General features: G+C 55.1%; 9 protein-coding genes. 4 read left to right on the top strand and 5 right to left on the bottom strand.

Annotated elements, in window-relative coordinates; all coding sequences use genetic code 11:
• Positions 1 to 99 precede the first annotated feature (99 nt).
• The 4 genes from KF752_05405 to KF752_05390 are packed head-to-tail and all read right to left on the bottom strand — an operon-like array spanning position 100 to position 6,491.
• Positions 100 to 2,409 carry a hypothetical protein gene (locus KF752_05405; GenBank protein MBX3420979.1) on the bottom strand — a complete coding sequence of 770 codons (2,310 nt, stop codon included), beginning with the start codon at positions 2,407 to 2,409 and terminating at the stop codon, positions 100 to 102.
• Positions 2,406 to 4,556, bottom strand: a complete 2,151-nt coding sequence (locus tag KF752_05400; protein ID MBX3420978.1) for a VWA domain-containing protein — start codon at positions 4,554 to 4,556, stop codon at positions 2,406 to 2,408. Before KF752_05400 ends, KF752_05405 begins: the two co-directional genes overlap by 4 nt.
• A 2-nt stretch (positions 4,557 to 4,558) precedes the next feature.
• The gene (locus KF752_05395) at positions 4,559 to 5,464 is read right to left on the bottom strand and encodes a DUF58 domain-containing protein (protein MBX3420977.1); all 906 of its coding nucleotides are present in this window, start codon (positions 5,462 to 5,464) and stop codon (positions 4,559 to 4,561) included.
• Positions 5,433 to 6,491, bottom strand: a complete 1,059-nt coding sequence (locus KF752_05390; GenBank protein MBX3420976.1) for an AAA family ATPase — start codon at positions 6,489 to 6,491, stop codon at positions 5,433 to 5,435. The genes KF752_05395 and KF752_05390 overlap by 32 nt, the downstream gene beginning before the upstream one ends.
• Before the next feature lie 754 nt (positions 6,492 to 7,245).
• Between KF752_05390 and KF752_05385 the strand changes: the two genes are divergently transcribed.
• Positions 7,246 to 9,720, top strand: coding sequence for an ATP-binding protein (locus KF752_05385; protein MBX3420975.1), 2,475 nt, complete (start codon positions 7,246 to 7,248; stop codon positions 9,718 to 9,720).
• Positions 9,721 to 9,790: 70 nt separating this feature from the next.
• Here the strand turns inward: KF752_05385 and KF752_05380 are convergent, their stop codons facing one another.
• Positions 9,791 to 10,417: a hypothetical protein gene (locus tag KF752_05380; GenBank protein MBX3420974.1), complete on the bottom strand. Its 627-nt coding sequence runs from the start codon at positions 10,415 to 10,417 to the stop codon at positions 9,791 to 9,793.
• A gap of 378 nt (positions 10,418 to 10,795) precedes the next feature.
• Between KF752_05380 and KF752_05375 the strand changes: the two genes are divergently transcribed.
• From KF752_05375 to KF752_05365, 3 genes are all read left to right on the top strand, one after another.
• Positions 10,796 to 11,953, top strand: coding sequence for a hypothetical protein (locus KF752_05375; protein ID MBX3420973.1), 1,158 nt, complete (start codon positions 10,796 to 10,798; stop codon positions 11,951 to 11,953).
• 127 nt (positions 11,954 to 12,080) lie between these two features.
• Positions 12,081 to 12,992: a TIM barrel protein gene (locus KF752_05370; GenBank protein ID MBX3420972.1), complete on the top strand. Its 912-nt coding sequence runs from the start codon at positions 12,081 to 12,083 to the stop codon at positions 12,990 to 12,992.
• Positions 12,993 to 13,441: 449 nt separating this feature from the next.
• Complete coding sequence (locus KF752_05365; protein MBX3420971.1) at positions 13,442 to 16,369, top strand: DUF1553 domain-containing protein; 2,928 nt, start codon at positions 13,442 to 13,444, stop codon at positions 16,367 to 16,369.
• Positions 16,370 to 16,373: the final 4 nt, after the last annotated feature.

The raw sequence follows: 16,373 nt of genomic DNA, 5'->3' as shown, positions 1-16,373 counted from the left end.
CAAGGCGGGAGTGAAAGGTGGTTACGAACCCGCTCATTGTACCAGGGGGAACGGATTTACGCTACATTTTGAGACTAATCAGGCTGACCGCTGAACGCATCAAAGCATGTTCATCCGGCGGCGCAGTAGCCATTCAGCAGTCAAAATGAACAGCAATAATAATGTCACCACAGGCTGATTCCAAATTGGCAACGGAGGCAAACTGCCCACCACCGTAGAATTGCCGGGTGGCAAGTGGCTTGGCCAGAGATGGCCGGAATCATCGCGATAAGCACAGCCCCCGGATAAATCAGCCATTTCCTGCATTGCCAGAAAATCCGTCCGTAATTGAGCCAATTCACCGGGCGGAGCCGTCACCGAAAAATCGACCGACAGTGGCTCGGCCAGCGCGGGCTGCACTAATATTCCGCAGTACGACCCCGGTTCAAGTTTCTCAACAGTACCCTGAAACTGCCCCGGATGAGCTGGTAGATTGGCCAGCAGAATGGAACGCTGATAGCCGTCGGCACGCGTGATGCTCAGTTCAGCAGTTTCAGCGACTCCCGCTCGGGTTGAAGGAAGTCGCAATTGGAACGAAATCGGCGAGCCCACGGGAGCCTGCACGGGCAAGGCTTTCAATTCCGATGGATTCAATGTCGCCAGCTTGCCACGACACAACCAGCGCAGAGTCTGTCCCCAGAACTGTTGATGAAAACGGTCAGAACCAAAGGCACCGGTCCAGCGGTATGTCTCATCGGTGGCCAACAACGCCGATCGACCCGCTCCCGCAAATTGCGCAACTAACAGCGGCCTGAGCTGCCCGCCATCAGTCGGGCGAACTTCAGCCAATACCTGGGCACCTGGCTTCAGCGATTCAATGTGCAACAGCGATTGCAGTCGAGGCAGCATATCGAGTTGCCAGTGGCTTTGATCCGCAAGCACCACGGCTGGAAGACTCCAAGACGACCGGCCCGATGGTTGAGCCGACAGTTGATACTGGGTAGTTGAAGAATTTGTCTCAAGGTTGGCCAACGTCTGAGTAGGCAATAGCATCTTCAGTGGCCAATCGTTCAGCGACTGGAAGGCACGCTGATCGGATAACAAAAATATGCAACCTGCACCGCCTTCGATAATCGACTGAACAATGGCTTGCTGTGTGCTGCGAGGAATCGCATTTGAATTCATCGAGCCGAACACAAACGCATCAAACTGAGCCAGAGCAGCCGGATCGCTGGGCACAAAGCGTTCCGCTGAGCTATCCTGCTGGATGTATTCCAGGTCCGCCGCCTGCAACACACTGGTCAGTTCAAACGCTTTAGTAGCGGCGGCTCCCAACAGAGTCGAGCGTTCCAAGAAGTGTTTGAGAAATCGAAACTCGTAGCTGGGTTCGGCAAATACCATTAACACGCGAATCACGCGATCGTTTACCAACAACCGGTGCTCGACACGGTTGTTCAGAGTGTCTAATTCGTTAGGCAACGCTTGAACTTGTACCCGCACGGCAATTTCGCCTGCTCGGTCGGGCACAAAACTTAACCTAACGGATTGCTGGCTGACAGCGTCGGTCAGTTGCACGCGCTGTTGGTCCAGAATATTGCCACTGGCCAAGTCGGTTAACTGAACTAACGCACTCGTCTCAGTAATATCATCAGCAAAGACGGAGGCCTCTAGCGTAACCTGGTCGCCGAGATAGACCTGTTGATCGGCCAGCAAGTCGCCAATACGCAGGTCGGGCCGAACATGCTGTTGGCCAACGGCGACTGCGTGAATTGGCAGTCCCGCAAGTCGCGCTCGACGGCCCGCTTCGGACAGCGTCACGCCAGCGGTCGCAATTCCATCGCTCAAAAATAGGATAGCTGCAGTTCCACGACCAGCTTGCTGGTCAATAATCTGACACAGCGCATCCCCCAAACGGCTATGGTTTGTGGCCTTCATCATCGGCGAGGATGGCGACGAATCCGACCAGTGCCCTGTAGACAAATCTAATTCAGAGACCACTGCCGTGTCGGCCACCGCAAAACTTCGCACATGGTACTGTTGCTGAAGTTGAGCAAGTTGACCTTTTGAGAGGCTCAGTAACTCTTCTGTACGTTTTAATCTAGTGAGCGCTGGTCTGCCTGTCTGATCAGCGCTGCCATCGGCCGTGCGCATGCTGTCTGAAACATCCACGGCAATAACCAAGTCCGGGCGCTGAATGCGGTTGCGATGCCAGCTCCAACCCGACATCATCCATAAAACTAGTGCCAACGCGATACCTCGAAGCGCAGCCAAACCCAGCCGCCAACCACGTGAGGCGTTACCGCGTTCGTGGAGATACAGCCAGGCGACCAGACTGCCAACCATCGCGACCAATACCAGCGTGATCCACAGCGGCAGCGGCCATTGAACCAGTAAGGTCGTTTCGACTGACTCGACAGGTTGAAGGTTCATGCTGTGCGCCTTCCCAAGAACCATGCCAGACAGGATTCGCCAATCAATAATCCCCCCAGCAGTATCAACAGATAACGGGCTACCGAATCATTTTGAACTGCCGAACCAGACATCTCGGTTAGCCTATCGGGGATATAGACAGTGGCTTTGAGTGCAGACAACAGCGCGGGATCCAAACGGCGCAGGTCGCTTTGACGGGCATTGATATTGACTGCGAACAGTGAATCTACGTTCGGTCCTGTCAACCGATAAACTCCACGCCGATCCGTAGTGGGATAAATGCATGTGTTGCCCTCAGTTGTTGTTGATGGCTGACACATCAATTGTACGGTTTGTTGGTCAGGACGAATTAGTTGAAACGCCACTGCATCAACCGCTGCTGGCACCGACAGCGTTAATGGTTGGCCTGCCAGCACATTGAGGCGCTGCAAGTCATCGCTCACCAGTACATTGGCCAGTTGTTGAGCCAAAGGTAAAAAACTAGGCCAGCCTGCGACGATATTCCAGCTTTCCTTGCCGACTAAATTCTGACCGTCTTCCGGTGCAGACAGCCATGTGGCTACAGTGCCTTGACCCAACGCGTGTCGAACAATGAGCGGCTTCCCCGTAGCCAGTGCTAGATCGACCTGCAACTCAGCGCTCGCAACGTCGGTTACCCAGTACCGAAAGATGGGCGTCGTCAGCAATCCAGAGTTCGGAAATCCAGCAAAGGCCGAAACCACAGGACTGGAGTATTCCAATGGATCGATGTCCCAGGAACCATACTGGCTGGCAGATCGCAACCGACAACCCAGTAGGTTGGTAAGAGCCGTCAGAGTGTTCGGTTGAATGTCCTGAAGAAAATCTTCACCCAGGTTAGAACCAATCGCCATGATGACTGCACCGCCAGCATGAACATATTCGGTCAACCGTTCCAGACTGTTCAGTCCAGTCGGCGTGGGATTGTCAATAACGATGATATCCCAGTCTTTCAGAGACATTGTCGGCAACTTACTGGCGGCGATGACGCGCGTCGCTTCGTGGTGTGACCGCAGTGCCAGGTCCCAAGCATTGATGACTTGCGTTTGGTGGGCCACAATCAGCACGCGATGAGCCGAGCGAACATCGATAATCAAATCACGGTAATTGTCGATCAGTAAACGGTCGGTAGGGATGCTGACAGACAAGACCTGCATGCCTGGCTGGTAGGCTTTGATTTCAAATTGAACCGTCTGGCGATCGTAAGAAGGTACATCGATACGCTGCCTGGCGACGACTTGTCCAGAGAGTTCCAGGACGACCTCTAGTCCAGTCACTGCCTCGCTGAAATTGGCAATGGTAGCTTGAACGTTGATCGGATTGCCGGTCACGACGCGCGTCGCCGAGGCGGTCAGCGTTTCGACAGCCATGTTCACTGGGCGCGTATCGACAATGGGCTCGATCGTGACTCGATAACGCTGTTGCAATTGCTGCCATAGTCGCGCAGCCGGTCCATCTACGGCAGACTGCCACGAATCGCTGCTCAGATCGCTGAATAAAACGATTTCAACAGTTCGTGGTACACCGCCGGTTTGAGCGCCGTCTTGGGCGATTTGATCAGCCATCGTCAGGGCCGAAGCCAAATCGCAGCCCAACGCAGTATCGGTCAGTCGCTGGATTTCGGCCGCCATACGCTGGCGGTCCAAAGTGGGTCTGACCACCACCCCCCGCGCGGGATCTTCGGCCGCAATTAATGCATAGGCATCTCCTGGACGGCTGCCCGCCAGAATCTGCATGGCCCGCTCAGTGGCCCGCTCCAGCCGCGTTAGCTGGTCGGCGCGATATCCCATGGAATACGAGGTATCGACCACCAGTATCCACAACTTCCCGACAGGTTGAGTGAATGTGCCATCGCTGACTGTCGAGGAAGTCCAAAAGGGTCGTGCCAACGCCAACGCCAGCACAACCAGCAGCGACATGCGCAACAGCACCAGCAGCCATTGGAAAAGCTTGGCACGGCGAGCTTGATGAGCTTGCACCTGTCGTAGCAATTGCATGGCCGCCCAGGGTACACTTATCCGCCGTCGCTGTCGCCATAAATGTAGTACCAGCGGAATCAAAGCAGCAGCGCCCCAAGCCAACATCGCGGCGCTAGAAAAGCCAACTTGAGCTAACACAACGGCATACATGGCTATCTCCTTCGCATCCGCCGCTGAGCCAGCAGTCTCGACAGGCTAACCGCCAGCGACTGGTCAGTGCGCAGCCGATAATAATCGCCATCTATTTGACGGCACCCTAACTCAACTTGTCTGCAAAAATCGGCCACGGCGGTGCGGTAAGCACCGGCGATCAATTGCGGATCAACGGCCAACGGCATTTCACCTTCCAGTCCTTCGAAACTGCAGGCTCGATCGAATGGGAATTCAATTTCCCATGCGTCCAGTACATGTAGCACTAATACCTCGTGACCAGCCAAGCGCAAGATATTTAGCGCCTTGAGTATGCCTGGCAGATTATCCAATAAGTCACTGATCAGAATGATCAAACTTGGTTTGGTGAGCCGATCGGCGCATTGTTGCAGAACCCGAGACACGTTACTGCTGCGCTCATTGGCCGAAGGTTGTTCCAGCAAACCGATAGCATTGTCGACTTGCACCGGGCTACTACTCGGACGCAACCAGTCCTGGAGGTCCGTTGTAAACGTGGCCAGCCCCACACTATCTTGCTGGGCAATGATTAGATAGATCAGACTGCATGCAATCAATTGCGCGTATTCGAGTTTAGACAAACCGCCACGCGGACCTTGATAGTCCATGCTGCGGCTCCTATCCAGCAAGACCATGGCCGTTAGATTTGTTTCATCCTCAAATTGTCGCACGTAGTGTTTGTCGGTGCGGGCAAACACCTTCCAATCCACCTGTCGCAGATCATCGCCTGGAACGTATTCGCGGTGTTGAGCAAATTCCAGCGACTGACCACGCTGCCGACTGTGATGCAATCCAGCGGTCAAACCCTCGACCACTGCTCGTACTCGCAGGCCCAGCGGTCGGATCAGCGCTAACGTCTCAGGATCGAAGTATTTGGTCGAGCTGTTCACTGGCAGAACGATTCGAGAGAACTTGCTGAGCCTGAGCGATCACATCGTCGATCAGCTGCTGGCTGTTGATGCCGTCGGCTTCGGCTTGAAAATTCAGTTTGATACGATGTCTGAGCACCGGCTGGGCCACAGCTAATATGTCCTCTTGTCCAACTACCGGGTGGCCGTGCATGGCGGCCCGCGCCTTGGCACCCAGTACCAGGTATTGGCTGGCGCGCGGTCCGGCACCCCAGCGCACGCAGCGCTTGACCAGCGGGCTGGCAAGCGGTTCCAACGGTCGCGTCAATCGAGCAATGCAAGTTGCCAGCGTCGCCACCGATGGAGTAATGGCGATTCGGCGAACTACATGGATCAGTCCAATCAGTTTTTCACCTGACAGCGTTGCGGTTGGTTCGACAATCTGATCGGCTGTGGTCCGCAAGACGATCTCCAACTCCTCTTGTTGGCTGGGGTAATCGACCAAGATATGCAACATAAAGCGGTCTAACTGAGCTTCCGGTAAAGGATAGGTGCCTTCCTGTTCAATCGGATTCTGAGTCGCTAAGACAAAAAAGGGATTCGGCAGTGCGTGTCGGCGACCACCGGCGGTTACCTGTCGTTCTTGCATCGCTTCCAGCAGCGCTGCTTGAGTCTTGGGGGGGGTGCGGTTGATTTCATCGGCCAAGATGATATTGGCAAATACCGGGCCAGGCATGAATCGAAGATCGCGGCTGCCAGTCGATCGATCTTCTTGAATGATCTCGGTACCGGTAATGTCAGCGGGCATCAAGTCTGGCGTGAACTGTATTCGACTGAACTGAAGCTGCAGGGCCTTGGCCAAGCTTGAGACTAGCAGTGTCTTAGCCAAACCAGGCACGCCTACCAGTAGCGCGTGTCCGCCAGCCAGCAGCGTGATCAGCAATTGATCGATGACGGCGGATTGCCCAACGATAACCTGTCCGAGCTGCAGTCGAATCTCTGCCACAGCTTGGCTCAGTTGTACTAAGGCCGTCTTATCATCAATGGGCGGCTGCGAGCCAGCGGGCATGTTAGTGCTCGAACAATAAATATCGCGGGAGGCAGCATCCGGCCAGTGGCATCTGGCTGGTGCGCCCCCGAGCCGAGGGAATTCAACTGAAAAAACGGGAACGCGATCACGGAGCCTGTGTTGCGTTGGTGTTCGTTAAAAGGTGCCCTGCCTGAAACTGTTGTTTGATCAACCAAACAAGTTCGAGAGAAAGGACACGCCAAGCGCTATCATAACGAGTTTGCGTGCAATTGGACAACAGCCCATACTGAACGGTTGGCCAGCTAACAAACAGCCGCAACATCCACCCAGCCCCATTAGGGGCGTAATGTTGGTAGGTGATTTATGGTGAAGCCAACATCGCATTCCTACGGAACGCCATGACGCCAGAGAGCGTGTGTTCTACCAATATCACGTCCCTAACGGGACGACCGACTCGCTGTAAGGTAGCTCCAGTCATACAGCGGCACCAAGGCGCAGAGAGAACGGCACAGCTTGCAAATCTGAAAAAATCAACGCTCTCAGCGTGCTTCGCGATACATGCGACTGGTTTGGCTTTCAATCAGTTCGCTCGATGCAATCCATGGGGCTCGGTGACTACGGTCACTTGTACTTACTACAGTATCATAGCTTATCCCGCCTCGGCATGGCACGTTAGCTCGCTTATCTGGCCGTTTGGCATCTGTTAAGATGAGCTGGCGGTCGCGTGACAGGATCGCGTATCAAGTGACTTTTTCGCTGCAGGAGGTCTAGTCGAATGTCCGACGCCCAGCACATGGATTACGAACTGCCAGCCAGCTTCTATGTGGGTAAGAAGTTTGAGCTCAATGGCCGCAAACTGCTGGACGACAAAGTCTTATACGATGCCAAAGACCTGACCACGCATGCTATGTGCGTCGGGATGACCGGCAGCGGCAAGACAGGCCTCTGTTTGGCGCTGCTGGAGGAAGCGGCCATTGATGGGATTCCGGCGATTTGTATTGACCCCAAAGGCGACTTAGGAAACCTGATGCTGGCCTTCCCTGAATTGCAGGCGAAGGACTTTGAGAAGTGGATTGACCCGGATGAAGCCTCGCGGGCCGGGCAAACAACCGCCGACTATGCGGCTCAAATCGCTGATCGTTGGCGAACCGGACTTGCCCAATGGGATCAGCCGCCAGAGCGCATCAATCGTTATCGTCAGTCGGTGGACATCGCCATCTACACGCCTGGTAGCAACGCCGGCATTCCGCTAACGGTACTCAAAAGCTTCAACGCACCGCCACAGCCAGTGTTGGACGACAGCGAAGTCTTTCGCGAACGCGTGGCAGGTGCAGCGTCGGGGTTGTTAACTCTGATGGGTAACAACGAAGACCCGTTAACCAGTCGCCAGCATATCTTGTTATCTAGTCTGTTCGATCACGCCTGGCGTCAAGGTCAGAATCTGGACTTGCCCACGCTGATTCGCAGTATCCAAAGCCCGCCGATGGATAAGGTAGGTGTATTTGATATGGAAACCTTCTTCCCGGCCAGCGAGCGGATGAAGATGGCCATGGGGCTGAACAACCTTCTGGCCAGTCCGGCATTTGCCGGTTGGCTGGAAGGGCAACCGCTGGATATCAAGAGCCTGCTGTACACCAGTCAGGGCAAGCCCCGATTGTCAATCATATCAATCGCCCATTTGAATGACTCGGAGCGGATGTTTTTCGTCACTATCTTGCTCAATGAACTACTCAGTTGGGTGCGAACCCAGCCTGGTACCAGCAGCTTGCGTGCCCTGTTTTATATGGATGAAATTTACGGCTACTTTCCACCATCGGCCAAGCCACCCAGCAAGCCACCGATGCTGGTGTTACTCAAGCAGGCGCGCGCCTTTGGCTTGGGCATTGTGCTGGCTACGCAGAATCCGGTTGATTTGGATTACAAAGGCTTGGCCAACATTGGGACATGGTTCTTGGGTCGGCTGCAAACGCAGCGAGACAAAGATCGCATCATCGATGGTCTGGAGGGCGCAGCCGCACAAACAGGAGCCAGGTTCGACAAGACGGCAATGAGTGAGATGTTGGCTGCCTTAGGCAGCCGAGTGTTCTTAATGAACAATGTGCACGACGACGGACCCACGGTCTTTCAGTCACGTTGGGTCATGAGCTACCTGCGAGGCCCGTTGTCGCGCCAACAAATACAGCAATTGATGGACCCTCTTCGCAGTCAATTGCTACCTGATCAACGACCAGCGCTGGCGTCAAAATCGACAAGCGAGACTCCGACTACCGCACCACTGCCAGCGGCCAGCGGAAGCGCCGCCATAACCTTGAAATCAGAGCGCCCACTGGTACCTCATGCAATTACCGAAAGGTTTTGGGTCAGTAGCCGTGATCCGGATGCGTCGGCGCGCAGAATCTATCGCCCTGCCGTGCTGGCCACGGCGGCTTGTCGCTATGTCCATGCCGCCTCCAAGTTAGATCAATATCACACACGATCATTGTTGTATTGTTACGAGGGTCAATTGCCTGAGCAAATTTGGCGGGCTGCCATTGAATTGCCCCCCGATTCACTGGAGCTGGCCAAGTCGCCTGAATATGATTACCAGTACGAAGACATCCCCGGAACAATGCTCAATGAAAAATCGTATCGTCAGTGGGATAAAGAGCTGGCCGACGAACTCTATCGCCAGCGCCCCATACAACTCTTTGAATGCAAACAACTCGGTCGCATCAGTCGTCCGGGGCAAGATGAAGTGGACGCACGTCTGAGCTGGGCTCAGGAAATCCGCGAGCTGCGCGATCAAGAGAAATCCAAACTGCAACAAAAATATGCGCGACAATATGAATCTTTGGAAGCCAAGATTCGCGCCGCCGAGCAACGTCTGGAAAAGGAAAAGGCCAAGTATGACAAAGAAAAATGGAATACGGTATTGAACGTCGGAACCACCGTATTGGGTCGCTTGCTAGGCAACAAAGTAACCGCCACACGTACGAGGATGGCTGGCCGCGATGCCGCCAGGGCATTCGAAAAGCGATCCAACGTGGGATTGGCCAATGAAACGGTTGAGTCGCTGATGGGGCAGCGGCTAGAACTGGAAAGTCAGTGTCAACAAGAACTCGACGAGCTCAGCAGCAAGTATGCGCCACAAAGTCTGACCTTGCAGCCCATCGAAGTCCGGTGCCGCAAAACCGACATCAAAGTCGATCTACTGTGTCTGGTCTGGATCCCCTGGCAGATCAACAACCGAGGTATCGCAGTTCCGCTAGTCGATCTAGGCATCCAGTAGCTACACTCGCCAAAGCGTGGAAGGTTGAGCCTTCCACTCTCTGGCTCGACTAGCTCTCAACTACCGCTGGCTAGTTGCTCGCACGCGCACCAGGGGCAGGTTGTACGGGCACCCGCGATGGTCCCTGTGCCGGATTGGGTTGACCCGGAATGTTAGCACCCGGCTGAACTGGAGTCACTCGAGGCCGTTCAACCAATTGCCAGCGCTGACTGCCCAGGACATCTACCGATTGCCAGGCCAATCCGGGTACGAACAACATCGACGCAATGCTTTGTCCGTTAATCTTGGCGCTACCCCAAACCGTTTCGATCGTGATAAATTTGACGTCGGTGGCCCCGGTGATAGAGTCACCGTTGAGCATCACCACGGTGGTTGAGGTGTCTTCTGCGCGAGGAAATCGAACTCCAGCCACTTCGCTCAGCGGCAATTCGGCCAAGCCAAACGCGGTTTTGATTGACAGAGTATTGGTGTCGCTGAGCGTGCCAGTAATGGCCGTTGCATCATCCGTCAAACTGGCAGTCACCGTGATGGGGCGAACTACAGAACTGACACCTGAATTTGACGCAGCCGATGCAGCTGCACCCGTTTGCGGAACAGCCTCTGCAATGGCCTCTTCCTGAGCTCGAACTGAAACTGACAAAGACAGTACACCTCCCAGAGCAGCGCCGAGAATTAATAGCGGGCGAAACATTTTCAAGATACACTCTCCACAAAATCAAGAAACAAAAATCTTCACTCAGCCAATCGTATTGGCATCAACTGGTGCCAGTACGCCAGCGAACGATCCTACCGCCATAACTAAGCCAGCCAGTCCATGGTAATTGCCCAATCGCCGAATGTTTGCAGGCTGGGTCGATATTCTGAAAAACGATAGTTTACGCAGCTATAGGCGAGCCTCGCCCGATGCCTGCATGCGCCGGCTGGGCCGATTGTGCTGACGTGCAGCGCGAACCCCCTTCGGTAAGTCACACACCGCCGGTTATACTGCGTTCGCGAGGCCCCTGTTCGCCAGCCTAAGATCTGGAAGGCCGCTCGTCAGTCCGTTGCAATACTCCTAATTATTAGTTGAAAACGAATGTCGGCTGAAAAAATATTTGAAACGCTGGACATGCTCCGAGCTCAAGAAACGCCAGCCCAAGTACTGCAAGCATTGGCACAGCACCTGGAAGGCCAGGGGCAATTCCATGAGCTGTTTGAAGCACTCAAGATGAAGCTTCGATTGGACATGGGGTGGCCAGTGGCTACCGCTGAACAGGAGCAGCCAGCGGATGAAGAAGCGGAAGCTCGCTTCGAGCGCGGATTGATCGAAGTCTGTCGTCAAGTCGGCGAGGCCTTCGTCCGGGCAGGCAAAATCCGTGAAGGCTGGATGTATCTGCGACCGGTCGGCGATCGACAGTATGCCGCAACTGTTTTGTCTGAGGTTCAACCAACCGACGAGAACTATGAAGATTTGATCAACGTCCTGCTACACGAGGCGGTCGATGTGCGTCGCGGTTACCAATTAGCCTTGCAGCGAATGGGTACCTGTAACAGCATTACTATGTTTGAACAGTCGCTAGCCCCGCGACCACGAGCCGATCAGCAGGCAGCGGCGGAATTGCTTGTGCGACATGTACACGGTGAACTATTGGCAAATCTGAAATATGACATCCAGCGCCGCGAAGGCAGCCAGCCCGTCGAATTGACGGCAGAAGCCATACTCCAGGCTCGTCCCGACTTGCTTAAGGATGGTGCCTATCATTTGGATACCAGTCACCTGGCCTCTACAGTTCGATTTGCTCGCGTGATTGATGATCCTCAAGTCCTGCAATTAGCGCTGGACATCGCGCAGTACGGTCGCAAGTTGCATCCGCAGTACCAATATCCTGGCGAAGAGCCGTTTTTGGATTTGTATCCAGCCTCGATCGCGTTCTTCCGTGCGCTGCTGGGCCAGCAAGTTGACGCGGGCATTCGCTACTTTGCGCACAAAGCGGACACGGTGGACCAACAGCAATACGGAGTTATCGCCGTCGAAGTCTTAGTCGATCTGCTGTCCCGTTGTGGTCGCCACGCCGAAGCGATCACCCAGCTCGCTGAGCGAATGCCTCCCGGCAGCCGCAGCTTCGGAATCGCTCCCTCGCTATTGCAGCTCAGCCAACGGTTAGGGGATTATCGACTTATGCGCGAGCTTACCAAGCAGCGCGGCGATCTATTAGGCTACACCGCCGCGTTGTTGAGTGAACACGCAAACTAACATCGATCACAACCCCTCGTGTCAGCCAGGGAAACCGATCGGCTCCTGACCGCAGTCGATTGAACTTGGTGGCTAGGTGCGTTACCATGCAACCGATGGCAGCTAACCAATCTCAGGAAGAATTCCCATGTTTCAAGCAGGCAATCGGCGGCGATTTGTTCGTGGTTCAACCCAGGCTGTGGTGGCGGCCATGTTGGCCGAAGGACTTGGCGGTCGGTTGCAGGCGGCAGATCAAGGTATCGTAAAAATGGCCGGCAAAATCAGACATTCAGTTTGCAAGTGGTGTTATCCCAAGATCGACATCCCGACATTATGTCGCGAGGGCCAAAAGTTTGGCCTGCAGTCGATCGAACTGCTGCAGCCCGACCAGGTCGCTGAAGTTCGCAAGTTTGACATGACCTGTGCCATGGTCTCCAGCCCAAGTGTTAAAGCGCCAGATGGCACGTCGGTGGGTGGAATCACGGCTGCTTGGAATCGCGTAGAATACCACGATGTGCTGATCGAGGCTTACAAACTGCAGATCCAAAAAATGCGCCAGGTTGGCGTTGATAATTTGATCTGCTTTTCCGGCAATCGACAGGGCATGGACGATCAGCAGGGTTTGGAGAATTGCGCTCTGGGATTGAAGCGATTGATGCCCATTGCCGAGGCGGCGGGCGTGACCATTACCATGGAATTGCTGAACAGCCGAGTCGACCACCACGATTACATGTGCGATCGTACGCCTTGGGGTGTAGCACTGTGCGAAGCGGTGGGGTCAGACAAGTTCAAACTGCTGTACGACATCTATCACATGCAGATTATGGAGGGTGACGTCATCTCCACCATTCGTAAGCATCATCAGTGGATCAGCCATTTTCATACCGGCGGCGTCCCCGGTCGTAACGAAATTGATGAGACTCAAGAGTTGAACTACGCTGCCATCATGCGCGCGATTGTCGAGGTGGGCTACACCGGATTCGTCGGGCAAGAATTTATCCCCATACGCGACGATAAACTCGCGTCGCTCAGACAGGGCGTCGAAATCTGCAACGTTTAATCGCGGTGCCCTGGCCAACTGTTCCGGCTGCGTGGAATACTCTCCGCCCTTCATGGCTTTGGGCGGGCACTGATGTGTTGCTCGAACTAGTCGTACCGCCCTTGCTCAATGCGGTTATCCACGCTCAAAAGCGCGAAGCCGTCCAGTCAGAATCAATGATAAACGGACCTCACGCAATGGCTCCAGGCGCGCCGTATAGAATTGAGGCTTTCGTAGGGAGCTTAGCACTTTGGCCTGAGATTTCTTAGAGATGAGGTCTCCCGGAATTGGTTTGGAGGTGGTGTTCGGTAGGAATTGTCTGCAAGATACATGCCCTAGATTGAGGTGGCGACTGGCGCAATGTCCCAGGGTGCCTTGTATACTGTTTACATAGGAATCGTGACCTACTAGGTCGTTCCGCCATAGTGTTTTTTTGCAGGTGTATTTTGTTGAACGAGTGATCGATCGCCATGCAGGTCAACTGTTGGACATCACTTCGCAATTCTGGCTGGCTGATCGCGGCCGGCTTGGCTTCCAGTTTGCTGGTCGGCAACGGACATCTTCCAGCCGAAGAAGTGACCTCCGCTGCTGAGGATCCACACGCCAGCGCTGAGGTCTCTGTCGAGGTTGCGGAATACTATGTTCAACATGTTAAACCGATTCTCACTGCCCGCTGTTACGCCTGTCACGGAGCGCTGAAGCAGGAGGCAGGACTACGGCTGGATACGGTGGCAGCAATGCTGTCCGGTGGTGATAGCGGTCCAGTAGTTGCCTCCGAACGAGACGCCACCAGTTTGCTGCTGGAGCGAATCACGCACGTTGATCGAACTCAGCGCATGCCGCCCGAAGGCGCGGCATTGACGGCTGCGGAAGCAAATTACATCGCTGATTGGATTCGAGCCGGCGCGCCGGCTCCGCCTGATGATGCGCCTCAGCTCGATCCGCGTGAGCACTGGTCACTCCGCCCTCCGCTGGGCTTCTCGCAAACTGGCAACGCCCGCCAAGAGATGTCAAATCCCATCGATGGCGTGTTGAGTATTCGACAGCAACAGCTTGGTATTCAGCCGTTGCCGGACGCGGACCGACGAACGCTGGTCCGCCGATTGTATTTGGACCTGCTGGGATTGCCACCCAGCCCCGAAGAGGTCACCGAATTTCTGGCGGACCCACACGGCAACGCCTACCAGCGACTGGTCGAGCGCTTGCTGCAGCGCGACGAGTACGGCCAGCGTTGGGGACGTCACTGGATGGACGTATGGCGTTACTCGGATTGGTATGGTCGGCGCTCGGTACCGGACGTGATGAATTCCTATCCGCAAATCTGGCGGTGGCGTGACTGGATCGTGCGATCACTCAACGAGGACAAAGGCTACGATCGGATGGTGATGGAGATGCTGGCCGCCGATGAGTTAGCGCCGACCGATGACGAAAACCTAGTGGCCACCGGATTTCTGGTGCGCAACTGGTACAAATGGAATTATGAAAGCTGGATGAAGGACAATGTTGAGCATACCGCCAAAGCTTTTTTGGGTTTGACGATTAATTGTGCTCACTGCCATGATCACAAGTACGATCCGATCACCCAAGAAGATTACTTTCGCTTTCGTGCCTTCTTCGAGCCGCTCGAATTGCGCCATGATCGCGTTGCGGGGCAGGCCGACCCGGGGCCATTCAAAAAATATGTCTATGCCGATTCCTATGGTCCGATCGCTACCGGTGCCATTCGCGTATTCGATGAGAAGTTGGATGCACAGACGTTTATGTATCACAGCGGCGATGCCCGCAATCGCATCGAAGACAAACCTCCGCTGGAGCCCAGTCCACCACAGGCACTGTGCAGCCAGCCGTTTGTCATCGAACCCGTAACACTACCCAGTGAAGCCAGTTATCCGGGGCTCAAGGAATTTGTTCGCCGTGATGAACTGCACAATGCTGCGGCCCAGCAATTGCAGGCTGAGCAGCTATGTGAGCAGGCCGCCGCGACGCTCGCAACTGCCAATAGGCGGCTGGACGATCTGTTCGCCCAATCCGCGCAGCCCATTACAGCCGCAGCACTGCCATCATCAGAAACGCTCGCGCGGGCCGAGCATGATCTGTTGATCGCTCGACAAGATCTGCGGGTGGCTCAAGCGGCACGACTGGTTGCCGAGGCTCGCAGTACAGCGCTCCGCAGTCGTATCGCAGCCGACGACGCGTGCTATCGCGGATTGGGCGATGCACAGTCACTGGCTCGTCACGCGCATGTGGCTGAGCGACAGTTGACCTACGAGTCAGCAGAGCATGCACTCCAGGTGACACAGCGAGCGCATTTGCATGCTCAGCGGCAGGTGGCCGAAGCGCCAGCCGAGAAGATCGAAAAGGCGAAAGAGGAGCTGACCAAAGCCAGTCAGGCTGTCAGCGCGGCTCGTACCGCGCTGGACACCGCCATTGAAGGCCTGAATTCTACCGACACCAGTTATACCCCTCTGTCGCCGAGCTATCCCGCCAGCAGCAGCGGCCGTCGGCTGGCTCTAGCGCGGTGGATCACCAGCCCGCAGAATACGCTGGCTGCTCGCGTGGCCGTCAATCACATCTGGTTGCGACATTTTGGACAAGCGCTGGTCCAGACCACCGACAACTTTGGCGCACAAGGCAAGCCGCCGACACATCCTGAAATCCTGGACGGTCTGGCGGTCGAACTGATGCAGCACGGTTGGAGTATGAAGCATATTCATCGGCTGATCGTGACCAGTCAAGCGTATCGACGCGCATCAAATCCATCTGTCGATCATTCGGGGTTAGATGCCGATCGAGACAATGAGTCCTATTGGCGACGCCTGCCATTGCGAATGGAAGCAGAAGTAGTTCGCGATAGCGTGTTGGCTTGCGCTGGATTGCTCGATCGATCGTTAGGTGGGCCTGAGATCGACAATACCCACTGGTTTACAGTCTCGCGTCGTAGCTTGTATTTTACGATTCACGGGGAAGCCAAGATGCAGTTCATGGATACCTTTGACGGTCCCAATGTCAGCGAATGTTACAGGCGCACCAGTACCGTGTTGCCACAGCAGTCGCTGGCCATGACCAATAGCGAACTGATGGTTAGCAGCGGCAGAAGTTTGGCGGCTGCCGTTGTCCAGCAATTGAGCCGTCAGCCGGATGACAGTCAGGCCGATTCAGACTTTGTTGATTTGGCCTTTCAGCGCGTGCTCAGCCGACCTCCGTCGCTAGATGAATTGCAGGTATCGCTCGAATTCCTGGAGCAGCAGCGCCAACAGTTGAGCGCTGTATCGACCGACCAGAGAACGCTGACCGGTGCTCAAGACGTTCTACCGGCTTCGCGGGACATCGCGCAGCGCGCTCGCGAAAACCTGGCGATCAGTCTGTTCAGTCACAACGATTTCGTTACGATTCGTTAAGCGG

The organism is Pirellulaceae bacterium, from assembly GCA_019636385.1.
GTDB lineage: Bacteria > Planctomycetota > Planctomycetia > Pirellulales > Pirellulaceae > Aureliella.
This window is presented reverse-complemented; position numbering and strand designations above follow the sequence as displayed.